The 24,778-nt window shown below is 73.9% G+C and carries 25 protein-coding genes; 10 read left to right on the top strand and 15 right to left on the bottom strand.

What is annotated here, in order from left to right; genetic code table 11:
- Positions 1–15: 15 nt before the first annotated feature.
- The 8 genes from clpS to rdgB all read left to right on the top strand — a co-directional run bounded on the left by clpS (position 16) and on the right by rdgB (position 5,116).
- Positions 16–306: an ATP-dependent Clp protease adapter ClpS gene (gene clpS / locus AB0D28_RS14880; protein WP_181571954.1), complete on the top strand. Its 291-nt coding sequence runs from the start codon at positions 16–18 to the stop codon at positions 304–306.
- A complete protein-coding gene (locus AB0D28_RS14875; RefSeq protein ID WP_357385962.1) occupies positions 303–806 on the top strand; it encodes a DUF2017 domain-containing protein in 504 nt (167 codons plus the stop codon). The genes clpS and AB0D28_RS14875 overlap by 4 nt, the downstream gene beginning before the upstream one ends.
- A gap of 55 nt (positions 807–861) precedes the next feature.
- On the top strand, positions 862–1,350 hold the full coding sequence (locus tag AB0D28_RS14870; protein WP_357385960.1) for a M67 family metallopeptidase: 489 nt from the start codon (positions 862–864) through the stop codon (positions 1,348–1,350).
- 67 nt (positions 1,351–1,417) lie between these two features.
- Entirely contained in the window at positions 1,418–1,756 is a 339-nt protein-coding gene (locus AB0D28_RS14865; protein ID WP_357385958.1) for a MoaD family protein, read from the top strand.
- Positions 1,757–1,766: 10 nt separating this feature from the next.
- A complete protein-coding gene (locus AB0D28_RS14860) occupies positions 1,767–2,732 on the top strand; it encodes a cysteine synthase (RefSeq protein ID WP_354873450.1) in 966 nt (321 codons plus the stop codon).
- Between the two features lie 224 nt (positions 2,733–2,956).
- A complete protein-coding gene (locus tag AB0D28_RS14855; RefSeq protein ID WP_357385956.1) occupies positions 2,957–3,703 on the top strand; it encodes an MBL fold metallo-hydrolase in 747 nt (248 codons plus the stop codon).
- Between the two features lie 73 nt (positions 3,704–3,776).
- Positions 3,777–4,505, top strand: a complete 729-nt coding sequence (gene rph, locus AB0D28_RS14850) for a ribonuclease PH (protein ID WP_013284361.1) — start codon at positions 3,777–3,779, stop codon at positions 4,503–4,505.
- Complete coding sequence (gene rdgB, locus AB0D28_RS14845) at positions 4,502–5,116, top strand: RdgB/HAM1 family non-canonical purine NTP pyrophosphatase (protein ID WP_357385954.1); 615 nt, start codon at positions 4,502–4,504, stop codon at positions 5,114–5,116. Before rph ends, rdgB begins: the two co-directional genes overlap by 4 nt.
- A 48-nt stretch (positions 5,117–5,164) precedes the next feature.
- On the opposite strand, the gene hutH is transcribed toward rdgB, so the two are convergent.
- The 6 genes from hutH to AB0D28_RS14815 are packed head-to-tail and all read right to left on the bottom strand — an operon-like array spanning position 5,165 to position 12,963.
- A complete protein-coding gene (gene hutH, locus AB0D28_RS14840) occupies positions 5,165–6,703 on the bottom strand; it encodes a histidine ammonia-lyase (RefSeq protein WP_357385952.1) in 1,539 nt (512 codons plus the stop codon).
- Entirely contained in the window at positions 6,700–7,866 is a 1,167-nt protein-coding gene (hutI, locus tag AB0D28_RS14835; RefSeq protein WP_357386137.1) for an imidazolonepropionase, read from the bottom strand. The genes hutH and hutI overlap by 4 nt, the downstream gene beginning before the upstream one ends.
- Entirely contained in the window at positions 7,866–9,230 is a 1,365-nt protein-coding gene (locus tag AB0D28_RS14830; protein WP_357386135.1) for a formimidoylglutamate deiminase, read from the bottom strand. The genes hutI and AB0D28_RS14830 overlap by 1 nt, the downstream gene beginning before the upstream one ends.
- Positions 9,227–10,447, bottom strand: a complete 1,221-nt coding sequence (locus AB0D28_RS14825) for an allantoate amidohydrolase (protein WP_357385950.1) — start codon at positions 10,445–10,447, stop codon at positions 9,227–9,229. The genes AB0D28_RS14830 and AB0D28_RS14825 overlap by 4 nt, the downstream gene beginning before the upstream one ends.
- An 11-nt stretch (positions 10,448–10,458) precedes the next feature.
- Positions 10,459–12,105, bottom strand: a complete 1,647-nt coding sequence (gene hutU / locus AB0D28_RS14820; protein ID WP_357385948.1) for a urocanate hydratase — start codon at positions 12,103–12,105, stop codon at positions 10,459–10,461.
- Between the two features lie 12 nt (positions 12,106–12,117).
- Complete coding sequence (locus AB0D28_RS14815) at positions 12,118–12,963, bottom strand: MurR/RpiR family transcriptional regulator (RefSeq protein ID WP_357385946.1); 846 nt, start codon at positions 12,961–12,963, stop codon at positions 12,118–12,120.
- A 114-nt stretch (positions 12,964–13,077) separates the two neighbouring features.
- Between AB0D28_RS14815 and AB0D28_RS14810 the strand changes: the two genes are divergently transcribed.
- On the top strand, positions 13,078–14,298 hold the full coding sequence (locus AB0D28_RS14810; RefSeq protein WP_357385944.1) for a hypothetical protein: 1,221 nt from the start codon (positions 13,078–13,080) through the stop codon (positions 14,296–14,298).
- On the opposite strand, the gene AB0D28_RS14805 is transcribed toward AB0D28_RS14810, so the two are convergent.
- The 7 genes from AB0D28_RS14805 to AB0D28_RS14775 are packed head-to-tail and all read right to left on the bottom strand — an operon-like array spanning position 14,295 to position 22,250.
- Positions 14,295–15,980, bottom strand: coding sequence for a glycosyltransferase family 39 protein (locus AB0D28_RS14805; RefSeq protein ID WP_357385942.1), 1,686 nt, complete (start codon positions 15,978–15,980; stop codon positions 14,295–14,297). The two genes, AB0D28_RS14810 and AB0D28_RS14805, sit on opposite strands and share 4 nt — an antisense overlap.
- Before the next feature lie 54 nt (positions 15,981–16,034).
- Positions 16,035–16,874, bottom strand: a complete 840-nt coding sequence (locus AB0D28_RS14800; RefSeq protein ID WP_357385940.1) for a glycosyltransferase family 2 protein — start codon at positions 16,872–16,874, stop codon at positions 16,035–16,037.
- On the bottom strand, positions 16,874–17,791 hold the full coding sequence (locus AB0D28_RS14795; protein WP_357385938.1) for a glycosyltransferase: 918 nt from the start codon (positions 17,789–17,791) through the stop codon (positions 16,874–16,876). The genes AB0D28_RS14800 and AB0D28_RS14795 overlap by 1 nt, the downstream gene beginning before the upstream one ends.
- The gene (locus AB0D28_RS14790) at positions 17,788–19,122 is read right to left on the bottom strand and encodes a hypothetical protein (RefSeq protein WP_357385936.1); all 1,335 of its coding nucleotides are present in this window, start codon (positions 19,120–19,122) and stop codon (positions 17,788–17,790) included. Before AB0D28_RS14790 ends, AB0D28_RS14795 begins: the two co-directional genes overlap by 4 nt.
- On the bottom strand, positions 19,109–20,203 hold the full coding sequence (locus AB0D28_RS14785) for a glycosyltransferase family 4 protein (protein ID WP_357385934.1): 1,095 nt from the start codon (positions 20,201–20,203) through the stop codon (positions 19,109–19,111). The genes AB0D28_RS14790 and AB0D28_RS14785 overlap by 14 nt, the downstream gene beginning before the upstream one ends.
- On the bottom strand, positions 20,200–21,051 hold the full coding sequence (locus AB0D28_RS14780) for a glycosyltransferase family 2 protein (protein WP_357385932.1): 852 nt from the start codon (positions 21,049–21,051) through the stop codon (positions 20,200–20,202). The genes AB0D28_RS14785 and AB0D28_RS14780 overlap by 4 nt, the downstream gene beginning before the upstream one ends.
- 2 nt (positions 21,052–21,053) lie before the next feature.
- Positions 21,054–22,250 carry a hypothetical protein gene (locus tag AB0D28_RS14775; protein WP_357385930.1) on the bottom strand — a complete coding sequence of 399 codons (1,197 nt, stop codon included), beginning with the start codon at positions 22,248–22,250 and terminating at the stop codon, positions 21,054–21,056.
- A gap of 171 nt (positions 22,251–22,421) precedes the next feature.
- Here AB0D28_RS14775 and AB0D28_RS14770 point away from each other — a divergent pair, with 171 nt between their 5' ends.
- Positions 22,422–23,168, top strand: a complete 747-nt coding sequence (locus tag AB0D28_RS14770; protein ID WP_357385928.1) for a lipopolysaccharide biosynthesis protein — start codon at positions 22,422–22,424, stop codon at positions 23,166–23,168.
- Here AB0D28_RS14770 and rfbC read toward each other — a convergent pair.
- Together rfbC and rfbA are read right to left on the bottom strand one after the other, a co-directional pair.
- A complete protein-coding gene (rfbC, locus tag AB0D28_RS14765) occupies positions 23,114–23,722 on the bottom strand; it encodes a dTDP-4-dehydrorhamnose 3,5-epimerase (RefSeq protein WP_357385927.1) in 609 nt (202 codons plus the stop codon). The genes AB0D28_RS14770 and rfbC overlap by 55 nt on opposite strands.
- Entirely contained in the window at positions 23,719–24,606 is an 888-nt protein-coding gene (rfbA, locus tag AB0D28_RS14760) for a glucose-1-phosphate thymidylyltransferase RfbA (RefSeq protein ID WP_357385926.1), read from the bottom strand. The genes rfbC and rfbA overlap by 4 nt, the downstream gene beginning before the upstream one ends.
- Between the last annotated feature and the right edge of the window lie 172 nt (positions 24,607–24,778).

Below are 24,778 nucleotides of genomic sequence, written 5' to 3'. Positions count from 1 at the left end.
GGCACGATGGGGGGCATGGCGGCTCCACAGGTTGCGCCGGTCGAGACGCCGGACACCGAAGAGGTGCCGGTCTCCGACCGGCCGTGGGTGACCATCGTCTGGGACGATCCGGTCAACCTGATGACGTATGTGACCTGGGTGTTCCAGAAGCTCTTCGGGTACAGCCGGGAGAAGGCGGAGCGGCTCATGCTGGACGTGCACCACAAGGGCAAGGCCGTGGTCTCCAGCGGCGCCCGGGAGCGGATGGAGCACGACGCGGCGCAGCTGCACGCGTACGGGCTCTGGGCGACGGTGGAGAGGTCATGAGCATGTTCCGCCGCCGGGGCGACCACTACGTGGCCACGTTCGCGGTCGACGAGGTCCGCGTACTGCGCAAGGTCGCAGGCGAGGTGGTCGGCCTGCTGACCGAAGGCTTCGACCACACCGACCCGGTGGTCGGGCGGCTCTTTCCCGACGTCTACCCGGACGACGACGCCGGCACCGCCGAGTTCCGCCGCTACACCGAGGGCGACCTGAAGACCGCCAAGATCGACCAGGCGGGCGCGATCCTCGCCGCGCTGCCCGACGGCGACGCCGGTGGCGAGGTACGGCTGGACGCGGAGGCGGCCGAGGCCTGGCTGCGCGCGCTCAACGACGCCCGGCTGGCGATGGGCGTACGCCTGGAGATCAAGGACGGCACCGACCTGGACGAGGAACTCGACGACGCGGTGGCCGATGACCCGGGTTCGTCCCGGGTGTTCCAACTGTCGGTCTACCGCTATCTCGGTTATCTCCAGGAGTCCCTGCTCAACGCGCTCATCGACTGAGTGGTGACGGTCGCCACCTCGCCGCCCGGGGTGACCAGGGGCTAGGCTGGCAGGCGTGCTGAGCATCGACCGGTCGATCATCGACGCGATCGTCGCCCACGCGCGTCGGGACCACCCGGACGAGGCGTGCGGCGTGGTCGCCGGCCCCGTCGGCAGTGACACCCCGACCCGGCACATCCCGATGGACAACGCGGCCCGCTCCATGACGTTCTACGAGTTCGACTCGATGGAGCAGCTGCGGGTGTGGCGGGAGATGGACGACCGTGACGAGGAACCGGTCGTCATCTACCACTCGCACACCGCGACGGAGGCCTACCCGTCGCGTACCGACGTCTCCTTCGCCGGCGAGCCGGGCGCGCACTACCTGCTCGTCTCGACCCGCGAGCCCGACACCGAGGAGATCCGCTCCTTCCGGATCGTCGACGGCGTGATCACCGAGGAGCCGGTGAAGATCGTGGATGCGGGCGTGGACCCGAACGCCGTCCAGTCCTACATGTTCGGGCAGAGCCCGGCGACGGTCGACTACGAGTGTTCCGACCGCTGACCTTCAGCGCCGGCACCTTCCTTTTCCCGTCACCTGGCACGATCCCGAACGAGGAGCACGAGACATCATGGCCATCGAGGTTCGCATCCCCACCATCCTGCGCAGCTACACCGGCGGCGCGAAGGTCGTCGAGGGCAGCGGCGACACGCTCGCCGACCTGCTCACCGACCTGGACTCCCGGCACGGCGGCCTGAAGGCACGCCTGGTCACCGACGCGGGCGCGCTGCACCGGTTCGTCAACGTCTACGTCAACGACGAGGACGTCCGCTTCCTCGGCGCGCTCGACGCCAAGCTCAACGACGGCGACAGCGTGACCATCCTGCCGGCCGTGGCCGGTGGCGCGTTCGGCTTCGCGGCCGCCGCGGCGATCGCCTCGCACGCGGTCTCCTCGCGCGCCGCCCGCTGAGGGGGCCGCGATGACGCGGTACGACAGCCTGCTCGACGCCTGCGGCGGCACGCCGCTGGTCGGCCTGCCCCGGCTCTCGCCGACGGTGCCCGAGGGGGCGCCGCCGGTGCGGCTCTGGGCCAAGCTGGAGGACCGGAACCCGACCGGCAGCATCAAGGACCGCGCGGCGCTGTTCATGGTCCGCGCGGCAGAGGAGGCCGGCCGGCTGCGTCCGGGTGACACCATCCTGGAGCCGACCAGCGGCAACACCGGCATCTCGCTGGCCATGGTGGCGAAGCTGCGCGGCTACCGCCTGGTCTGTGTGATGCCGGAGAACGTCTCCACCGAGCGGGTGCAACTGCTCCGCATGTACGGCGCGGAGATCATCTTCTCGCCGGCGGCGGGCGGCTCGAACCAGGCGGTCGCGACCGCCAAGCAGATCTCCGCCGAGCACCCGGACTGGGTGATGCTCTACCAGTACGGCAACGAGGCGAACGCCCGGGCGCACTACGAGACGACCGGGCCGGAGCTGTTGCAGGACCTGCCGGGCATCACCCACTTCGTGGCCGGGCTGGGCACCACCGGCACGCTCATGGGCACCGGGCGTTACCTGCGGGAGAAGGTCGAGGGCATCCAGATCGTGGCGGCCGAGCCGCGCTACGGCGAGCTGGTCTACGGCCTGCGCAACATCGACGAGGGCTACGTGCCCGAGCTGTACGACGCCGGCGTGCTGTCCCGCCGCTTCTCCGTGGGCACCCGGGACGCCGTGCTGCGGACCCGGCAGCTCGTCGAGGTGGAGGGGATCTTCGCCGGGTTCTCCACCGGCGCTATCCTGCACGCCGCGCTCGCGGTGGCGCACGAGGCGGTCCGCGACGGCCGCCGTGCCGACGTGGCGTTCGTGGTCTGCGACGGCGGCTGGAAATACCTCTCGACCGGCGCGTACGGCGGCACCCTCGCCGACGCGGAGGAGGCCCTGGAGGGTCAGCTCTGGGCCTGACGGGCCGATGGCCGGTCCGGTCGGTGGTTCGCCCGCCGGCCGGACCGCCGGTCCCGCCCGTCACGGACGCGTGTCGGTGTCACGTTGATGACAACTTCCGGCAGATGATTCTTGCTCGACCGGGCGACGCGTAGGCTGCGCAGCGTGGCGAGCGCGTCGGTAGAGATCATCGGCGGCGCCGCCGCTGGCGCGTCGACTACGCATGGTGAGATCGAGGCCACCGGATGAGACTGACCGTCCTTGGCTGCGCGGGCAGCTTCCCGGGTCCCGAATCTCCGTGTTCGGCCTATCTGCTGGAAGCCGAGGGCTTCCGGCTCCTGATCGACTTCGGAGCGGGCTCGCTCTCCACGCTCCAGCGCTACGTGGGGCTGCACGCCCCCGACGCCATCCTGCTCACCCACCTGCACTGCGATCACATGTTCGACGCCGTCAACTACGTCGTGGTGCGCCGGTACGCACCGGACGGCCCGTACCCGCCCCTGCCGATGTACGCCCCCTCCGGTGCGCCGGACCGGCTGGCCAGCGCGTACGGGCAGGAGGAGGGCTCGGTGGAGGACGTCTACCAGTTCTACGGCCTCCAGCCGGGCACGTTCCCGATCGGCCCGTTCACAGTCACCGTCGACCGGATGAACCACCCGGTCGAGACGTACGGGGTGCGGCTGGAGCACGGCGGCCGGGTGTTCTGCTACTCCGCCGACACCGCGCCCTGCGACGCGTTGCTGCGCCTGGCCCAGGACGCCGACGTGTTCCTGTGCGAGGCGAGCTACATGGACGGCGTGGAGAACCCGCCGGACCTGCACCTGACCGGCCGGGAGGCCGGCGAGGCGGCCACCAAGGCGGGGGTGGGGCGGCTCCTGCTCACCCATCTCGTACCCGCCTGGGGCAGCGAGTCGCAGACGGTGGAGGCGGCGGCCGGGGCGTACGCCGGGCCGCTGGACGTGGTCCGGCCCGGCGCCTGCTACGACGTCTGAGCCCGGCGGCGGCCGGTCCTCCTCGGCGGGCACCCGCGGGCGGTGCGCTCACCGCACCGCATAGGGTGCAGGCATGGCGCGACCTGACGGGCGGCAGCCCGACCAACTCCGACCGGTGACCCTGACCCGGGGCTGGAGCACCCACCCGGAGGGCTCGGTGCTCGTCGAGTTCGGCGCGACCCGGGTCCTCTGCACGGCCAGCGTCACCGAGGGCGTGCCCCGCTGGCGCAAGGGTTCCGGGCTGGGCTGGGTGACGGCCGAGTACGCGATGCTGCCGCGGGCCACGAACACTCGCTCGGACCGGGAGAGCGTCCGCGGCAAGGTCGGCGGGCGGACCCACGAGATCTCCCGGCTGATCGGCCGCAGCCTGCGCGCGTGCGTCGACCTCAAGGCGCTCGGCGAGAACTCGATCGTGCTGGACTGCGACGTGCTCCAGGCCGACGGGGGTACCCGTACCGCCGCGATCACCGGCGCGTACGTCGCGCTGCACGACGCGGTGACCTGGCTGGCCGAGCGCAAGGCGCTGGCCGGCAAGGTGGAGAAGGTGATGCACCGGTCGGTGGCCGCGGTGAGCGTCGGGGTGATCGGCGGCGAGCCGATGCTCGACCTCTGCTACGCCGAGGACGTCACCGCCGAGGTCGACATGAACGTGGTCTGCACCGGCACGGGCGACTTCGTCGAGGTGCAGGGCACCGGTGAGGCGGGCGTCTTCGCCCGCGACCAGCTCGACGCGCTGCTCGACCTGGGCGTGGCGGGCTGTCTGGAACTGGCCGACGCGCAGCGGAAGGCGCTCTCGTCATGAACAAGGTCCTGCTCGCCACCCGGAACCGGAAGAAGCTCGTCGAGCTCCAGCGGATCCTGGACGGCGCACTCGGCGCGCACCGGATCGCCCTGCTCGGCCTGGACGACGTCGAGGAGTACCCGGAGCTGCCGGAGACCGGCCTCACGTTCGGCGAGAACGCGCTGATCAAGGCGCGGGAGGGCTGCCGGCGCACCGGCCTGCCGACCATCGCCGACGACTCCGGCCTGGCCGTGGACGCCCTCAACGGCATGCCGGGTGTGTTCAGCGCCCGCTGGTCCGGCCGGCACGGCGACGACCGGGCCAACCTCCAGCTCGTGCTCGACCAGGTCGGCGACGTGCCGGACGAGCACCGGGGCGCCGCGTTCGTCTGCACCGTCGCGCTGGTGCTGCCGGGCGGCAAGGAGCACCTGGTCGACGGCCGCCAGTCCGGCCGGCTGCTGCGCGCGCCGCGCGGCGAGGGCGGCTTCGGTTACGACCCGATCTTCCTGGGCGACGGGCAGGAACGCACCAACGCGGAGCTGACCCCCGAGGAGAAGGACGCGGTCAGCCACCGGGGCAAGGCGCTGCGGGAGCTGGCCAAGCTGGTCGCCAAGGTGCTCCCGCCCGCCTGACCGCTCCCGCTCCGGCCGGGCGCCGAGCCGGCGCCCGGACCGGGCCGTTCAGCCGAGCGGGCCGATCTCCCGCTCGATCGCCGCGCGCAGCTCCGGGCCGCGTACCACCTCGCGCGCGGCCTCCATCAGCGGCGCGAGGAACACGTCAGGGCCCGGCTCGCCGATGGTGTCGCCGAGCGCGGCCAGCGCCGCCCGTCCGGCCGGTGACGGCGTCAGCGGCGCGCGGAGCTGAAGCCCGCGTACGGCCGCCAGCAACTCCACCGCGAGCAGGCTGGTCAGGTTGTCCAGCACGGTGCGCAGCTTCTTGGTGGCCGCCCAGCCCATCGAGACGTGGTCCTCCTGCATCCCGCTGGTGGGCAGCGAGTCGATCGAGGCGGGCGCGGCGAGCCGGCGGTTCTCCGCCACGATCCCGGCGGCCGTGTACTGGGCGATCATCAGCCCGGAGTTCACCCCGGCGTCGGGGGACAGGAAGGCGGGCAGGTCCCGGGAGCGGGTGACGTCCAGCAGCCGGTCCACCCGGCGCTCGGCGATCGCGCCCACCTCGGCGGCGGCGATGGCCAGGTAGTCGGCGGCGAAGCCGAGCGGCGCCCCGTGGAAGTTCCCAGTCGACTCGACGCGCCCGTCCGGCAGCACCACCGGGTTGTCCACCACCGACAGCAGTTCCCGCCCGGCCACCACCTCGACGAAGTCGAGCGTGTCCCGGGCCGCGCCGGCCACCTGCGGGGCGCAGCGCATCGAGTACGCGTCCTGCACCGCGTGCGCCAGGTCGTCGCGGTGCGAGTCCATCACCGCCGAGCCCTGCAACAGCCGGTGGATGTTCGCCGCCGACGCGGCCTGACCCGGGTGCGGGCGGATCGCGTGCAACTCGGGCAGGAACGGCCGCTCCGAGCCGAGCATCGCCTCGATGGCCAGCGCCGCCGTCACGTCCGCCATGGCGAACAGGTGCCGGGCGTCGGAGACGGCGAGCAGCAGCATGCCGAGCATGCCGTCGGTGCCGTTGATCAGCGCCAGCCCTTCCTTGGCGGCGAGCGACACCGGCTTGAGCCCGACCCGGCGCAGCGCGTCGGCGGCCGGGATGCGGTCACCGCCCGGGCCGAGCACCCAGCCCTCGCCGAGCAGCACCAGCGCGCAGTGCGCCAGCGGCGCCAGGTCGCCGGACGCGCCGAGTGAGCCGTGCTCGGGCACCCACGGCGTGACCTCGTGGTTGAGCAGGTCGACGAGCGCCTCGGCGACGAGCGGGCGGACCCCGGAGCGGCCGAGCGCCAGCGAGCGGACCCGCAGCAGCATCATGGCGCGTACCACCTCGCGCGGCATCGGCGCGCCCACCCCGGCGGCGTGCGAGCGGATCAGCGCGTGCTGAAGCTCGGCCCGGCGTTCCGGTGCGACGAACGTGTTCGCGAGCGCGCCGAAGCCGGTGGAGACGCCGTACACCGGCCGCCCGGCCGCCTCGATGCCGTCCACGATGGACCGGCTGGTCGCCATCGCCTCGGTGGCGGCCGGGTCGAGCACGACCTTGGCGGTGCCGCGGGCCACCGCGAGCACGTCGGCGGGGGTGATCCCGGTGGACAGGATGGTCACTGTGGTCATCGCGGCACTCCGTTGTGCAGAACCTGGCGGATCAGTGGCACCCCCGGCCGGTAGGCCAGGTGCAGGTGGGACGGGGCGTCGAGGACGACCAGGTCGGCCCGTGCCCCGGGGACCAGCCGCCCCACGTCGGTGCGGCGCAGCGCCGCCGCCCCGCCGGCGGTCGCGGCCCACACCGCCTCCGCCGGGGTCATCCGCATCTCGCGTACGGCGAGAGCGACGCAGAACGGCATCGACGACGTGTACGACGAGCCGGGGTTGCAGTCGGTGGCCAGCGCGACTGTGACGCCCGCGTCGAGCAGCCGCCGGGCGTCCGGGTACGGCGACCGGGTGGAGAACTCCGCGCCCGGCAGCAGCGTGGCTACCGTCTCCGAGCCGGCCAGCGCGTCGACGTCGGCGTCGGTCAGGTGGGTGCAGTGGTCGACGCTGGCCGCCCCCAGCTCCACGCCGAGCCGCACGCCCGGCCCGGGGCCGAGCTGGTTGGCGTGCAGCCGTACGCCCAGACCGGCGGCCTGCCCGCAGGCGAGGATCGCCCGCGCGTGGTCGGCGTCGAACGCGCCCCGCTCGCAGAACACGTCGATCCAGCGGGCGTACGGCGCGGCGGCGGCCAGCATCGGGCCGCAGACCATGCCGACGTAGTCGTCCGGGCGGTCGGCGTACTCGGCGGGGACCACGTGCGCGCCGAGGAACGTGGTGTCCGCTGTGAACTCGGCGGCGATCCGCAGCGAGCGGGCCTCGTCGGCGACGGTGAGGCCGTACCCGCTCTTGATCTCGACGGTGGTGGTGCCCTGCCGCAGCATCTCGGCGCGCAGCCGGCCCACTGTGGCGCGCAGGTCGTCGTCGGAGGCCGCGCGGGTGGCGCCGACTGTGGTGCGGATGCCGCCGCCGGTGTAGCGCTCGCCGGCCATCCGGGCGGCGAACTCGGCGGCCCGGTCCCCGGCGAAGACCAGGTGCGCGTGGCTGTCCACGAAGCCGGGCAGCACGGCCGCGCCAGCGGCGTCGATCCGCCGGTCGGCGGCGGGCGCGTAGCGGGCCGACCCGATCCAGGCCACCTGGCCGTCCTCGACCAGCAGCGCGGCGTCGCGCCGGATGCCCAGCGGGTCGTCGGGCCGGCCCTCGTTGGTGACCAGCTCGCCGATGTGGTCGACGAGCAGGCTGCCGCGCATCACGAATCCTCCTTCGCGGTCACCGCCGCGATCGAGTCCCGCAGCTCGGTGGGCACGTCGACGGTCAGGTGGCGGCCACCGGCCACCACGGGCCGGCCGTCCACCACGACGCTCGTCACGTCGGCGGCGGTGGCGGCGAAGAACGCGCCGACCGGCGGCACCCCGGCGGTGCGGGCGCTGTCCAGCCGTACCGTGACCAGGTCGGCGCGCTGCCCGACGGCGAGCCGGCCGGCGTCGCCCCAGCCCAGCGCGGCGTGCCCGCCGACGGTGGCGGCGCCGACCAGCTCGGCCGGCGTGAAGTGCCCCCGCCTGCGGGTACGCAGCCGCTCGTCCAGCTCGACCGCGCGAGCCTCCTCGAACAGGTCCACCACGGCGTGGCTGTCGCTGCCGAGGCTGAGCGGGCTGCCCGCGTCGGCCATCCGGCGGGCCGGGCCGATCCCGTCGGCCAGGTCGCGTTCGGTGGTGGGGCACAGGCAGACGCGGGTACGGCTGTCGCCGAGCAGCGCCACGTCGGCGGCGGTCGGGTGGGTGGCGTGCACGGCCGTGGTGTGCGGGCCGAGCACCCCGTGGTCGGCCAGCAGCCGTGCCGGGGTGCACCCGTGCGCCGCCCGGCAGGCGTCGTTCTCGGCCGGTTGCTCGGACAGGTGCACGTGCAGCGGCAGCCCGTTGCGGTCGGCCCAGCCGGCCACCGTGGCGAGCTGCTCGGCCGGGACGGCGCGTACCGAGTGGATGGCCGCGCCGAGCCGGACGTGCTCGTCGGACGGGCGGAACGCGTCCACCCGCGCCGCCCAGCGCAGGGCGTCGCCGTCACCGAAGCGGCGTTGCGGCCCGGACAGCGGCGTGCCGTCCACGCCCCCGGCCAGGTACGCGGTGTCCAGCAGCGTGAGCCGGATTCCGGCGTGCGCGGCGGCCTCCACCAGCGCGGCGGACATGGCGTTCGGGTCGTCGTACGGCGTGCCGCCGGGACCGTGGTGCAGGTAGTGGAACTCGCCCACGCAGGTGATCCCGGCCAGCGCCATCTCCGCGTACACGGCGCGGGCCAGTGCCAGGTAGGTGTCCGGGTCGAGGCGGGTCGCGATCGCGTACATGAGGCTGCGCCAGGACCAGAAGTCGCCGCGCCCGTCGTGGGTGCGCCCGCGCAGCGCCCTGTGGAACGCGTGCGAGTGGGCGTTCGCCAGGCCGGGCACGGTCAGCCCAGGCAGCGGGACCGCGTCGCCGAGCACCTCCACGCCGGCGGTCGGCGGGCTGTCGCGGCCCAGCGGGGTGACCGCTGTGAACCGCCCGTCGACGGCCTCGATCAGCACGTCCCGGGTGGGTTCGGCACGGTCGGGCAGCCAGGCGTACTCGGCCAGCCAGCGGGTCAGCGGCATGCCAGTTCCTCCAGCACCCGGGCCAGGGCGGCCACCCCGGCGGCGCAGTCGGCGTCGGTGGCCGCCTCGGCGGGGGAGTGCGACACCCCGGTCGGGTTGCGCACGAACAGCATCGCGGTGGGCAGGTGCGCCGCCAGCACGCCCGCGTCGTGCCCGGCGCCGGTGGGCAGCACCGGCGCGTCGAGCAGCGCGGCCAGCCGGTCGGCCAGCCCACGGTCGAACGCGACGAGCGGGGTCGCCGACTCCTGCGTGCAGGTCAGCGCCGTCCCGTCGCGGCCGGCCCGGTCGGCGGCCTTGGTGCGTACCGCCTCGACCAGACCGTACAGCGTCTCCGCCTCGGCCGCCCGCGCGTCCAGCCAGCCGGTGACCCGGGACGGGATCGCGTTCGTGGCGTTCGGCTCGACCGACACCCGGCCCACAGTGGCGTGCGCGTCGCGCAGCCGGGCCTCCTTGTTCGCCGCCAGCACCGTGAACGCGTAGGTGAGCATCGGGTCGCGGCGGTCGGCCATCCTTGTCGTACCCGCGTGGTTGCCCTCGCCGGTGAAGTCGAACCGCCACCGGCCGTGCGGCCAGATCGCGGAGGCCACCGCGACCGGCGCGTCCCGGTCGACCAGCGCGCGGCCCTGCTCGACGTGCAGCTCCACGAAGGCCGCGAAGCGGCCGAGCAGCGCCGGGCCGGCGCCCGCCGGCCGCTCGCCCAGCGCCTCGGCGAAGGTCGTCCCGGCCTGGTCGCGCAGCCCGGCCGCGCGGTCGACGTCGATCTCGCCGGTGAGCAGCCTCGACCCCAGGCAGGGTACGCCGAACCGCGCGCCCTCCTCCTCCACGAACGCGGCCACCACCACCGGCCGGTCCGGGGTGACGCCCGCGGCCCGCAGCTCGTCCACGGCGAGGAGCGCGCTGACGATGCCGAGCGGACCGTCGTACGCGCCGCCGTGCGGCACCGAGTCGAAGTGGCTGCCGGTGAGCACCGCGCCCCCGGTCTCCGGGTCGCCCCACCAGGCGAACAGGTTGCCGTTGCCGTCCTGCTGAACCGGCATCCCGCGGGCGTCGGCCTGGTTGTGGAACCACTCCCGCAGCCGCAACTCCGGTTCGGTGAGCGCGTAGCGCAGGTAGCCGCTGCTGCCCTCGTCGCGCCCGATCGGCGCGACCTCGTCCCACAGCTTCCGGAATCTGTTAGGAAGGGACCCTTCACATGCAGAATGCGTTAACAAGGGGCCCTTCCTTACTCGGCCATGGGGACGCGCACGCCGGTGCGCTCGGCGACCGCGCGGGCGTCGTCGTAGCCGGCGTCGACGTGCCGGATCACGCCCATCGCCGGGTCGTTTGTGAGCACGCGCTCGATCTTCTGCCCGGCCAGCTCACTGCCGTCGGCCACGCAGACCTGGCCGGCGTGGATGGACCGGCCGATGCCGACGCCGCCGCCGTGGTGGATGGACACCCAGGACGCGCCGCTGGCGGTGTTGACGAGCGCGTTCAGCAGCGGCCAGTCGGCGATCGCGTCGGAGCCGTCGGCCATCGCCTCGGTCTCCCGGTAGGGGCTGGCCACGCTGCCGCAGTCCAGGTGGTCCCGGCCGATCACCACCGGCGCGCTCAGCTCGCCGGAGGCGACCATCTCGTTGAACCGCACCCCGGCGCGGTCCCGCTCGCCGTAGCCGAGCCAGCAGATCCGCGCCGGCAGGCCCTGGAACGCGACCCGCTCGCCGGCCATCCGGATCCACCGGGCCAGCGACTCGTTCTCCGGGAACAGGTCGAGGATCGCGCGGTCGGTGGCCGCGATGTCGCGCGGGTCGCCGGAGAGCGCGGCCCAGCGGAACGGGCCCTTGCCCTCGCAGAACAACGGCCTGATGTACGCGGGCACGAACCCGGGGAAGTCGAACGCCCGCTCGTATCCGCCGAGCTTGGCCTCGCCCCGGATCGAGTTGCCGTAGTCGAAGACCTCCGCGCCCGCGTCCAGGAAGCCGACCATCGCCTCGACGTGCTTCGCCATCGACGTTCGGGCCCGGTCGGTGAACTCGGCCGGCTTGGCCGCCGAGTAGTCCCGGGCGTCGCCGAGGTCCACGCCCTCCGGCACGTACGACAGCGGGTCGTGCGCGCTGGTCTGGTCGGTCACGATGTCGATGGCCACGCCCCGGCGCAGCAGCTCGGGGAAGACGGTGGCGGCGTTGCCGACCACCCCGACGCTCAGGGCGCGCCGGTCCCGCTTCGCCGCGAGGGCCCGCTCGACCGCGTCGTCGAGCGAGTCGGCGATCTCGTCCAGGTAGCGGTCGTGCGCCCGCCGCTCCAGCCGGGACCGGTCCACGTCCACGACCAGGCAGACACCGCCGTTCATGGTGACCGCGAGCGGCTGCGCCCCGCCCATCCCACCGCACCCGGCGGTGAGCGTCAGCGTGCCGGCGAGCGTGCTCTCGAAGCGCTTGGCCGCCACCGCGGCGAACGTCTCGTACGTGCCCTGGAGGATGCCCTGGGTGCCGATGTAGATCCAGGAACCGGCGGTCATCTGCCCGTACATGGTCAGGCCCAGCGACTCCAGGCGGCGGAACTCCGGCCAGGTGGCCCAGTCGCCGACCAGGTTGGAGTTGGCGAGCAGCACGCGCGGCGCCCACTCGTGGGTGCGCATGACCCCGACCGGGCGGCCGGACTGCACGAGCATCGTCTCGTCGTCGCGCAGGTCGGTCAGCGTGCGCACCAGCGCGTGATAGGACGGCCAGTCCCGGGCGGCCTTTCCGGTGCCCCCGTAGACCACCAGGTCCTCGGGACGCTCGGCCACCTCCGGGTCGAGATTGTTCATCAGCATCCGCAGGGCGGCCTCCTGCGGCCACCCCTTCGCGGTGCGTGCGGTGCCGCGAGCGGCGCGGACGGGCTGGTGCATCTCGTACTCCTCTCAGCCGAGGAACAACTGGCGGCGGGCGGCGGACGACTCGAACGCCTCGAGCCGGCTCTGGGTCTCGGCCGGCGCGGCGTCGCAGATCGCCTGGAGCACCACCATGGCCAGCGTCATCGGTGCGGTGTGCAGGTCGAAGACCAGGTCGGCGCCGACGGCGGCGGGCAGCACCACCTGGGCGTACTCGGTGGCCGGGCTCACCGGCGAGTCGGTGATCGCCACGACGGTCAGGCCGGCGTCGCGGGCCTCGCGCAGCGCGTCCAGGGTCTCCCGGGGGTAGCGGGGCAGCACGAACGCGAGCAGCGCCGTCGCGCCGGCCGCGACGGCCTGGTCCAGGCGGTCGACGAGCATGCTGCCGCCGTCGTCGAGCACCCGCACGTCCGGGTGCACCTTCGCGGCGAAATACGCGAAGTATGCGGCCAGCGGCGCGGCGGCGCGCAGCCCGAGCACCGGCAGCGGACGGCTGACCGCCAGCAACCTCCCCACCTCGGCGACCCGGTCGGCGTCGGCGAGCTGCGCGGCGAGCCGGTCCAGGTTGTCCCGCTCGGCGTGCACCGCCCGTTGCAGCGCGTTCCCGGCGGTCGGTTCGGCCGGCTCGGTGACCGTGAGTTCCCGCAGGCGGCGGCGCAGCGCGGGATAGCCGTCGTGCCCGAGCGCCATGGCGAACCGGGTCACCGACGGCTGGCTGACGCCGGCCAGCTCGGCCACTTCGGCGGCGGACAGGTACGCCGCCGCGCCCGCGTGCCGCACCAGGCAGTGGGCGATGCGGCGCTGGGTCGGGGTGAGCCGCACGCCGTGGAACAGGTCGAGCAGGCGGTCGGGGGTGGCCGCACCGCTTTCATTCACACTGCGACTCTATGCATGAAAACTTTCAGTACGCAAGGGCGGCGCGACCGCAAAGAGATCTGATGAGCGTGCTCTCTGTACTATCCGCACGGCGGGTGAGCAGAGGAGTGGGGCATGCAGCCGGAAGGTCCGTACAGGTTCACCGAGGTGCTGGGGGAGTGCCAGGTCGGCAGGGCCTGGGCCGCACTCGACGGGCAGGACCGCGCGCTGACCGTCGCGGTGCTGGACGGCGCCGCAGCCGGGGACCAGCGTTGGCGCGAGGCGTTCACCAACGCGGCGAACGTGCTGGCCCAGACGCCCGGCGGCCACCGGTACGTCAACTCCGACTTCGCCGCCGGCCAGCCCTGGGTGGCGTACCCCTCCGAAGAGGACGGCGCCGCCGAGCGGCTGTTCCGCAGCCTGGGCATGGACTACCAGCGCATCGCCACCGCCGAGATCCTTCCGCCGCCCCCGCCGGTGTCCGCGCCGCCGCGGCAGGTCTCGTCGCCGCCGCAGTTGCCGTGGAGCCCGCAGCCGTGGGCGATGGCGCCGCAGCAGCCGGTCTCCGGCGCACCCGTGTCCGCCGGTGCGCCCGTCTCCGCAGGCGCTCCGGTGTCACCAGGTATGCCGGTGTCGCCGGGCATGCCGGTGCGGGCGATCCCGGCCCAGGCCGGCGCCTCGGACCCGCTCGTGGCCACCGGAGGGCCCCGGATCGCACCGGTCGCCCGTCCGCCCAAGAGCCGTACCGGCCTGTGGATCGGCGGCGTGGTCATGGCGGCGGTGCTGGCCGGTGGCGCCGGGCTGCTGGCCGGGCGCTCGCTCGCCGACGGAGGCGAACCGTCCACTCCGGTGGCCAGCACCTCGCCGGCGCTCTACGAGGCCACCCAGCAGTCGCTGAACAAGGCGAAGTTCGACGCCACGCTCATGCCGATCGCCGAGCCGTGGCTCGACGGGGTGGGCGGCTGCGCGATCAACACCGAGAAGAGCGGCCCCGGGCTCGCCGCGGGCGAGAAGCAGCATGTCTTCTGCCGCTACCTGGGCGTGTCGCTGCACTTCGCCGAGTACGAGTCGGCTGAGAAGAAGGAGGCGGCTCGCGCCTTCCGCCAGCAGATGGGCATCATCGGCCGTGCGCTCGCGCCGGGCATGCGGGAGGCCGGGCCGGCCACCGGCGGTGTCAGCGGGGCGCAGGGCAGCTACGTCGAGTACGCCGGCAACGGCCAGGACGGCCGCCCGGTCTGCGGCATCTGGTGGGGCCGGGACAACGACACCAGCGCGATCTACATGGAGACGCCGTGCGGGGCCGGGCTCGGCGGCAACTGGGACGCGCTGCGCGACCTCTGGCAGCGCCACAGCTAGCGGACAGCCGCCCCGTTGGGCGGTGGCACCAGGCAGACGTCGCCGCCCTTGGTGACGCCCGCTGCGAGGTCGAAGCGGACCACACGCGCACCGCCGAACTGCCGCTCGGTGACCGCCACGCCACTGCCGCCGAGCCGGACGATGACGTCCCGGTTCGCGGCGTCGGCCCAGTCGGTGGCCTGGAACAGCCAGACCCGGGACCGGCCGGGCAGCAGCGTCGACACGGTCCGCCCCGGGCAGCCGCCCGGCCCGGCCGCGACCACGTACGCGTCGGCCGGCGGGCCGTACCACGCCTGGGCGTTCCACGAGACGGTGGTGGCCAGCACCAGGTCACCCGGGCGGCGCTTGTCGTCCAGGTGGCGCAGCGCGCCCCGGTAGTCGACCGCGTTGGCGCCGCCGCCCTGGGCGAAGGCCCGCGCCGGATGCACAGTCGCCACGACGGCGGTGGCCAGTTGCGGCACGGCGAGCGCGAGCAGCAGCACCACCCCCACCGCCCACCTGACCTGGGCGGGCAGGCCGGCGCGCTGTGGTGGCGGCGCGACGGCGAGCGCGGCGAGCAGCAGGCAGGCCGGCACCGCGTACAGCGCCAGCCGGCCGTTGAACGGGTAGATCGACACCGCCGCGCCGGCCAGCCCTGCTGCCAGCGGCGTGAGCAGCACCAGTACCGCGACGGTCGACAGCCGGCGCAGCCCGGCCGCCGTGCCCAGCACCAGCAGCGGTACGACGACCCATGCCGACCAGGCCACGAACGGCACGGTGGCGAGACTCCGGTACGTCGCCGCGAGCCATTCCACAGTGGCGGGCAGGTCGGTCAGCGAGTGGGCCGGGTAGATCGACTTTCCCCGCCAGTACGCGGAGAGCTGCTGATCGGCGAGCCCCGGCGCGAGGAACAGCACGTACACCACGAGCGCCACCACGGCCCAGGCCGGCGCCGGGGCGAGGAACCGGCCCAGGTCACGCCACCTGCTCGTCCACTGCCGGTCCCGGCGGGACAACGCGTACCCGCCGATCAGCACGCCGAGCGCGCCGGTGACCGGAATGGACAACGTGCTGACGAACGCCGCGACCGCCGCGACCGACCAGAACACCGCCGACCCGGCCCAGGTCGGACCGTTCCGGACGAGCAGCAGCGCCAGCCCGACCACGAGCGTGACGGCGAACGCCTCGGCGCTGTACTGCTTCAGCTCGTTGGAGTAGCCGATCAGGAACGGCGCGACGGCGACCAGCAGCAGCGCCGCCAGCGCGGCGAGCGGCGGCAGGAGTCGCCGGCCGAGCCACGCCACGAGCGGCAGCAGCGCCAGCCCGAACAGCAGCGGCACCAGCCGCAGCGCCCGCTCACCGTCGCCGAACTGCGCGAACGCGAACCGTTCCAGCCACAGCCAGCCGGGCGGCGCCGACTGGCTGAACGCCAACGGCCGTAACAGGTCCAGGTAGCCGCGCTCCCGGATGTTGTGCGCGATGTAGAGCTCGTCGCTCCAGAAGCTGCGCGCGTACGCCCACTGCCGGATCCGCAGCACCGCGCCGAGCGTGACAAGCAGGCCCGCGACGGCCCAGTACGGGGACCGGCTCAGCCGGTCCCACGCGACGGCGACGACCTCGGCGGGCGTGCCCGGCCGCGACGCCACCGGCGTCGCCGACGCGGGCGCCGTCGAGGGGGAGAAGGCCGGGCGTGTCACGGACACGGCGAGACGGTATCAAAGCCTCATTCACGTCAGCGGCCCCGCGACCGGCCTCGATCACTCCCCGGCATGGCCCGGAACGGACGGGACCGGCGGCACCGCAGTACCCACCGATCCGGCGGCCAGACGGTGCCGGCGGGCCGGCCGTGGCAGGCCGACCAGGAACTCCGGGAACATGCCGAAGAACGTCCGGGCGCTGCGCAGCTCCAGCGTGTGCGCCCGGGACCAGCGCACCGAGTTGGTCGCGCGGGCCCAGTGGTGGGTCCACCGCACGTCACCGAGCACCGCCACCGGCAACCCGTGCCGCCAGGCGCGCAGCCCCAGCTCGTGGTCCTCGTAGTAGAGGAAGAACCGCTCGTTCCACCCGCCCAGCGCGGTGACGTCGGCGGTCCGGCCGGCGACCGCCGCGCCCATCACCCAGGCGACGTGGCGTGTCTCGCCGGGCGCGGCCACCAGCCGGTACGAGGTGTGCAGCCGGGACAGCGGCCACACCTTGCGGTTGCCGAGCTTCGCCGTCGCGTACGGGAAGCCGCGCCCGTTCGCCTGTGGTGTGCCGTCGGTGGCCAGCAGTTGCGGCGCGACCAGCCCACCGTGTGTGTCCAGGTGCCGGGCCAGCGCGCCCAGCCCGTCCGGGCGCACCTCAAGGTCCGGGTTGGCGAACAGCACGTACCGGCCGGTCGCCTGGTGCAGCGCGACGTTGTTGGCGCGGGAGAAGCCGACGTTCTCCGGCAGCCGGATCACCCTCGCGCCCAGCTTCTCGGCGACCGCCGCCGAGTCGTCTGTGGAGGCGTTGTCGACCACCAGCCACTCGTACGGTTTCGGGCCGCGCCAGCAGCGGCGCAGCGTGTCCGCCGAGTGGTAGGTGACTGTCACCACGGTCCACGGCTGTGCCGTCATCACGCCCTCCGAGCGGTCAGGTAGCCGAGCAGGGACGCGAACCCGAACCGCCGCCCGGTCCAGCGGCGGCGGGCCGCCGGTCCTTCGGCCAGCCCGCGTCCGATGCCGCGCAGGAACGGGCGCAGCAGGCCCTGCCGGGCCCGCCGGGCGGCGAGCGCGAGGTGCGCCAGCGCGAGCACCGGCACCGCCACGAGCAGCAGCGGCCAGGTGAACGTGCGGGCGGCGACCAGCAGCCGGTTGCGGGCCAGCAGGAACGCCCGGAACCCCTGCAACCGGTCGTCGCCGTCCACGCTGTGCCCGCCGGCGTGCGGCAGCACCACGTCCAGCCCCCGGGTGCGCAGCCCGGAGGCGTAGAGCCGGAACGCCAGGTCGGCGTCCTCGCCCCAGGCGAACAGGTGCTCGTCGAAGCCGCCGAAGCGCCGGTACAGCGCGGCCGGGAAGACCGCCGCGCCCCCGGACGGTCCGAGCGGCGTACGGCCGGCAGTGGCCCGCCTGTCGATGAACAGCGACACCGGGTTGAGGTCGATGCCCACGTACTCGCCGCCGTGCATGGCCAGGCCGACAGCGAGCGGGGCGTCCGGCTCGGCGGCGACGGCGGCGCAGATCCGGGCCAGCGCGTCGTCCGGCAGCCACACGTCCGGGTTCAGCAGCAGCAGGTGGCTCGTGGTCACCGTCGCCACCGCCCGGTTGCAGCCGGCCGCGAAGCCCGGGTTCGTGGCGTCGGGCAGGTACGCGTACCGGTCGGCGGGCAGGTGCCCGGCGATCACCTCGGCGCACCCGTCGGTGGGCCAGTTGTCCGCGAAGACGAACCGGACCGGCAGGTCACCGGCGCTGCGGACCCAGGTCGGCAGCGTCTCGGCGAGCATGCCGGCGGACCGGTAGAGGACGGTGACCACGGTGAGCCCGTCGAACGTCATGCCGCGCTCCTGCCCAGCCGGTGCAGCACCCAGAGGCCGGGCACCAGGCTCAGCCAGGTCGGATAGATCAGCGGATACAGCTCGTAGACGCCGAACAGTGCGAAGTAGACGACGAACGCCCGCGCCAGCTGCCCGGCGGGCGCCCGGGAGAACTCGAACCACCGCTCGGTCGCGCCCACCGCCAGCCCCAGCGCGGCCAGGAAGAACACCGCGCCCAGCGGGCCGTAGTCGAGTAGCGGGATGGCCACGAACGTCGCCGTGTTCATCAGGTACGGCTGGCTGAGCTGGGACGTCAGCCCGTACAGGTCCGCCTTGCCGACGATCGGCTCGACCCGGGAGCCGAGGAACGTCAGCGAGTACGTGCCGTACCGGGGTTCCAGGTGTTCCCGCTGCGACCAGACCCGCCCGAACGTCTCGGTGGACGAACTCAGCGACAGGTCAAGCGATCCGGCGCTGCTGGTCAGCGCGTTGCTGCCGTAGCGGGCCCGGAACTCGGTCTCGAACGCGCCGGTGCCGGCCATGGTGCGCTGCCCGCCGAGGAACACCGCCGCGCCGAGCGCCACCGCGCCGATCAGCAGCACCACAGGCGTGCGCGCGGCCAGGAACGACGCGGCCCGTCCCCGGGTACGCCGGACCGACAGCGCCGCGATCAGCGCGGGCGCGACGCCCACGAGCACCGAGTTCTTGCTCGCGCCCAGCGCCGCCCCGACGGTGAAGAGCGCGGCCAGCGCGTAGTAGAGCGGCAGCACCCGGCCGCGCGCGGACAACGCGCGCAGCAGCGACACCGCCATGCCGAGCGTCCACGCCTCGGACAGCAGCCCGACGACCAGGTTCGCCTGCTCGCGCAGCACCTGCCGGGCAGCGTCCGGGTTGTCGGCGAGCAGCGGCGGCACGGTGCCCCGGAACCGGATCGCCGAGGTCACCACGGCGACACCGAGCAGCACGAACAAGTACGTCAGCAGGCGGCGCTCGGACGGCCAGGACAGCGCCGGTCGGGTGCGGTCGCCGTCCTCGTCCCGCCTGTCGATCAGCCGCCGCCCGACCGCCCAGGCCAGCAGGAAGACCGTCACGTATCCGGCGAGCACCGGCAGCACCCCACGACCCGCCCAGGAGTCGTACGGGCCGGGTAGCACCCGCACGGCGAGCAGCGCGGCCGTCCAGACGGCGGCGCAGGCGGCGAGCGCCCACATCCGCAGGCGCGCGGCGAGCAGCGTGCCGACGGCCAGCGCGAGCGCGACGGCGATCCCGGCGTCGTGCGTCGCCAGCAGCAGCGCCGCACCGAGCGCGAACGGGATCCCGACCGACCAGAGGCGTCGCTCAGCGGCTGTCACTGGCGACCGTCCGGTACAGGTCGTGCCAGGCGTCCACGCACCCGTCGAACGAGTGCCGGTCCGCGTACCGCCGGGCCAGCTCGCGCCGCCGCCCGTCCCACGCGGCCGGGTCGGTGGCCGTCCGGACGGCGGCGGCCAGCGCCTGCGGCGTCAGCTCCGCCCGGTACGCGAGCACGCCGTCACCGGCGGCTGTCACCTCGGTCAGGCCGCCCGCGCCGGAGTGCACCACCGGCACCCCCAGCGACATCGCCTCCAGCGCGCTGCGCCCGAACGCCTCCACCCGGGACGGCACCAGCAGGCAGTGCAGCCGTTGCAGGAACGGCGCGGCGTCGACCCGCCCGACCAGGTGCAGGTTCGGCCGCTCCGCGACCTCGACGGCGCCGGCGCCGGCGACCAGGAACTCCACGTCGGGCAGCGCCGCTGCCACGTCCGCCAGCAGGTCGGCGCCCTTCTCCCGTTCCAGCCGGCCGAGGAAGCCGACCCGCACCGGGCCGTCCGGTGCGAGGCGGCCGGTGTCGGCCACCTGCGGCCAGATGGCGGGCAGCGGGTTCGGGATCACCCGCACGTCGCGGATCCGCCCGCGTACCCGGAGCTCGTGGGCCTCGAAGTCGGAGACCGCCACCGTCGCGTGCGGCCGCAGCCGCCGGAACATCAGGTCGGTGCTGATGTTTGCCTGCACCGCGGCCTTGGCGCGCCACGTCTCGGCCGTGTCGCGGTACTGCCAGAGGCTGTTGTGCAGCGTCACCACCAGCGGCGTGCGGCGGCCCCGAACGCCCAGTCCGGCGCGGGCGTGCATCGCGGCGGAGAGCAGGTGCGCGCTGACCACGTCCGGCCGCAGCTCTTCGACGAGCGTGCGGATGCCGCGCGCGTACCCGAGGTCCACCCGCTTGGCCGCGCCCAGCGGACGCCACGGCGCGCCCGCGTCCCGCAACGCCGCCGCGACCTCGTCGTCAGGGGTGGCGGCGACCACGTCGACGCCGCGGGCCGCGAGCGCCGGCAGCATCTCGATCAGGAAGCGCTCGGCCCCGCCGAGCTGCCGCCGCCCCGACCCGCCGGTGGTGCAGACGAACAGCACCCTCATCGGACGCCCATGCCTTCCAGGGCGCCGCGGGCGATAGCCCGCCGCGCTGTCCCGCCGCCCACCGCCGCCCGGGCGAGCACCCCCAGGGTGTACGCGGAACAGGCCACTGTGCCCCGCCACCCGGCCAGCTCACGGCTGGCCCGGATGAACTCGCGGGTCTGCCGGCGCGAGATCTCCTCGGCCGCCCACCGGCGCTTCGCGCTCGCGTCGTCCTCGTGCGTGACCACGGCGTCCGGCAGGTACGCCAGGCGCAGCCCGAGCCGGCGCACCGCCCAGCACAGCCGCAGGTCCTCCGAGTAGAAGAACGACGACTCGTCCACGCCGCCGATCCGGTCCAGCGTCTCCCGCCGGATCGCCACGAACGGCCCGGAGAGCCAGTCGCCCCGCTCCGGCGGCGCGACGATCCGCAGCCTCGGGAACAGCAGGCTGAGCCCGGTGGCGTGCGCGACGCCGGTGCCCACCGTCAGGAAGCGGCCGGCGGCGGTCTGGTCCCGGCCGGCCGCGTCGAGCACCTTGGGGAACGCGGCACCCACAGTGGATTCGTCCAGTTCGGCCGCCAGCCGCTCGATCGCGCCCGGCCGGACGAGAATGTCGTTGTTCGACAGCACCACCCGGGACCGGGTGCTGTGCCGCACACCGAGGTTCATGCCCTTGGCGTAGCCGAGGTTCGTCTCCGAGCGCACGTACCGGGCGCCCGTCTCGGCGCACATCGCCCGCAGCCTGTCGCTGATCTCGGAGGCGCTGCCGTTGTCCACCACGACGGTTTCCACACCCTCGGGGAGCGAGCGGACGCAGCCGTCGGTGCGCTCGAAGTCTTCCCAGGTCAACACGACGATTGAGACGTCCACCGCTAGGCCATCCGATTGACGAGGAGGTGCGTGGACCGCTGGAGTCGCTGCCGGGTGCGCAACGCGTAGACGCCGTAGGCGACAGACGACGCGACCGCGGCGCCGAGCGCGCCGGCCCACGGGATGAGCAGAACGTACAGCACCACCGACACCGACATGGTGACCAGGGCCACTGCTGTGGTGGCCTGCTCGCCCGCGCGCTTGAGCAGCGCCGCGCTCCACGTCTTGCCGGCCGACAACGCCAGCGTGCCGGGCAGCAGGAGCAGCCCGAAGATCCAGGCGTCGCGGTAGTCGGTCGCCAGCACGCCGAGCACCGCCAGGCCGATCACCGCGAGCGCGGCGATCGGCAGCGCCGACTTCACCACGTCGCGGCCGTGGTCGCGGATCGCGTCCGGGTCGCGTTCGGCCAGGATCCGCTGTGCCCGTACCACGGCGCCGGACTGCGCGAACTCCAGCGCCGCCACCGCCAGCGCGAACACGCCGAGCGCGCCCGCGCCGGCGAAGCGGGCCACCAGGACCTGGCTCAGCCGGTACGTCAGCATCTGCGCGCACACCCCGACGTGCAGCCGACCCACCGCGAGCAGGTCGGCGCGGTACTCGGTGCGTCCCGCCGTCGCCGCCGGCCCCGGCCCGAACCGCCGCGCCCAGCCCAGCACCGCCACCCCGAGCACTGTCGCGGTGGCGACCTGCACGCCCAGCCACAGCACGCTCCACAGGCCACCGTCGAGCCGGTGACCCAGCCAGAGCAGCCCGTACCCGGCCACCAGCACCGCGCCGCCGAGCGCCCGCATGGTGTAGACGAACCAGAACCGCTTGAGGCGCAGGCCGAGCGAGGCCGCAGTGTTGAACACGGTGAGCGCGCAGCCCGCCCCGATGCCCACCGGATGGCTGCCCAGCCCGGCCAGCGTGGTCAGCAGCGCCGCGGCCAGCGCGGTGAGACCGAGCGAGACGGCGAGGATGCCGGCGATCCACACCCGGCCCCGCGACATGATCCACCCGGCCGGCCGGGACAGCAGGAACGTGTCGACGGACAGGCCGCCGAGTGCCGCTCCCACAGTGGCGCTGACCATGTTCGCCGCGAGTTCGCCGCGTTCCGCCGCCGGCAGCGTGACCGACACCAGCGCGGCGAGGCCGGTCAGGCCCAGGGCGACCAGATAGAGACGCTCGGGGGAGACGATCCGCCGGACCCGGCCTAACACCCGGCGCCCAGGCGCCGGTGTCGGCCGCGAGCCGGCCACGCGTAATCCACTCGTCTTCCCCCAAGATGCGCGGATGTGTGCGGGCCTGTTCTACCCGACCGGGGCTGCGCAGCGCAATGACCGGCGGACGGGTGCGCCCACTGCGGCAGCTCGCCGGTAGGGTGTCGCGTCGTGGACCTGGCCCACTTCCGCGACACGATCGGCAGGCGGTGGCCGATCGTGCTGGCGCTGACGCTGCTGTGCGGCGCGCTCATCGGGGTCCTCGCCGAACGCCGGCCGCCGGCCTACCGGGCCGAGACCCAGATGGTCGTCACGTTCGCCGCCGAGAAGTCCGCCACGCCGCAGCCCCGCCCACCGGCCGACGAGGCGGGCCGGCTGATGCAGCGGCGGGTGAAGACGTACGCCACCATGATGAACACGCCCCGGCTGACGCGCCCGGTGATCGACTCGCTCGGGCTGCCGTACACCACCGACGACCTGGCCGGCCGCGTCGTCGCGTCCTCCACTGTCGACTCACTGGCGATCGACGTGGCAGTAACCGACCGGTCAGCCGGCACCGCCGCGGCGATAGCCGCGGCGCTCGCCGCCGAGCTGCAACGGATCGCCGAGCGCGACCTGCCGCCCGCCGGGCTCGGGCTCAAGGCCCACGTCGCCGTGGTCCGGGCCGCCACCCCGCCGGGGCGTCCCGAGCCGGTGCGGTGGCAGTGGCACGCCGCCGGTGGCGCGCTCGGCGGCCTGGCTGCCGGGGTCGGTGTCGCACTCGTGCTCGGCTACCGCCGGGCCGGCACCCCGGTGGGCGCGGACGTGCGGACGCTCTGGACGACAGTCGTGCGCCGCCGCCCGGCCGGCGCGGCGGTGCCGGATCAGGCGAACGGCCGGGCGTCCAGCGCTGCCGTGAAGGAGCGGCAGGCGTCGTAGCCGGGCAGCCGGCCCGCCGCGCGTGCCTCGGCCAGGCGGGGGGCCGCCGCGTCCCGCTCGGACAGCAGCGGCGTCGTCGCCGGCCAGTCGATGCCGAGGACCGGGTCCAGCGGGTGCACCGTGTGCTCGGCCGCCGGGTTGTAGGTGGCCGAACAGAGATAGCTGATCGTCGCGTCGTCGGTGAGCGCGCAGAACCCGTGCCCCAGCCCTTCGGCCAGGTAGACGGCCCGCCGGTCGGTGTCGTCGAGGCGTACTGCCTCCCACCGGCCGTACGTCGGCGAGCCGACCCGCACGTCCACCACCACGTCCAGCACCGCCCCGCGTACGCAGGTGACGTACTTGGCCTGGCCGGGTGGTACGTCGGCGAAGTGGATGCCGCGCACCACGTTCCGGGCGGAGACGGAGACGTTGCCCTGCGCCAGCCGCAGCGGGTGGCCGACCGCCTCGGCGAGCCGGTCGAAGCGGTACCACTCCAGGAACAGGCCGCGCGGGTCGCCGTGCTGCTGCGGGGTCACCTCCCAGGCGCCCTCGATGCTCAACGGACGGATCTTCACGACGCGCTCCCCGAACCGGACCGCTCGGCCAGCAGGCCCAGCAGGTAGTCACCGTAACCGCTGCGGGTCAGCGGGTGGGCCAGCATCCGCAACCGCCCGTCGTCGATCAGCCCGGACCGCCAGGCGACCTCCTCGACACAGCCGATCTTCATGCCCTGGCGTTCCTCGATCACCCGGACGAACTCGGCGGCCTGCATCATCGACGTGAAGGTGCCGGTGTCCAGCCACGCGGTGCCCCGGTCGAGCACCGTCACCGTCAGCTCGCCCCACGCCCGGTACGTCTCGTTGATCGCGGTGATCTCCAGCTCGCCCCTGGCGCTCGGGGTCAGCTTGCGGGCGATGTCGACCACCCGGTTGTCGTAGAAGTAGAGGCCCGGCACCGCGTACCGGGAGCGGGGGCGGGCCGGCTTCTCCTCGATCGACAGCACCCGGCCGGCTTCGTCGAACTCGACCACGCCGTAGTCCTGCGGATTGGCGACCGGATACGCGAAGACCCGGCCGCCGGCCGGATCGCCGTGATCGGCGAGCTGCCGGCCGAGCCCGGCGCCGTGGAAGATGTTGTCGCCGAGGATCAGCGCCACCGACTCGGCGCCGATGAAGTCCGCGCCGAGCAGGAACGCCTGCGCGATGCCCTCCGGCCGGGGCTGCTCGGCGTACGCCAGGCTCAGCCCCCACTGGCTGCCGTCGTCCAGCAGCCGCTCGAACTGGGCGCGGTCCTCCGGCGTGGTCACCACCAGGATCTCCCGTACCCCGGCCATCACCAGAGTGGAGAGCGGGTAGTAGACCATCGGCTTGTCGAACACCGGCATCAGTTGCTTCGAGACGGCCCGGGTGATCGGCCAGAGCCGGGAACCGGTGCCGCCGGCGAGAAGGATTCCACGCACCCGCGGGAGACTACCCGCGCCGCAGCCGCCCCCGTGGCCCGTCGACGTGCCACGCCGCGCCGTCGGTGCGGCGTAGACTCCACGTCCCGTGAGGATCCTCGTCACCGGCGGCGCCGGCTTCATCGGGTCGGAGCACGTGTGGATGCTGCCGGGCGTCACCGGCGGCGACGCG

Source organism: Micromonospora sp. NPDC048169 (genome assembly GCF_040652815.1).
In the GTDB taxonomy this organism is placed as follows: domain Bacteria; phylum Actinomycetota; class Actinomycetes; order Mycobacteriales; family Micromonosporaceae; genus Micromonospora.
The sequence above is the reverse complement of the archived record's forward strand: the minus strand, read 5'-3'. Positions and strand labels throughout refer to the sequence as shown.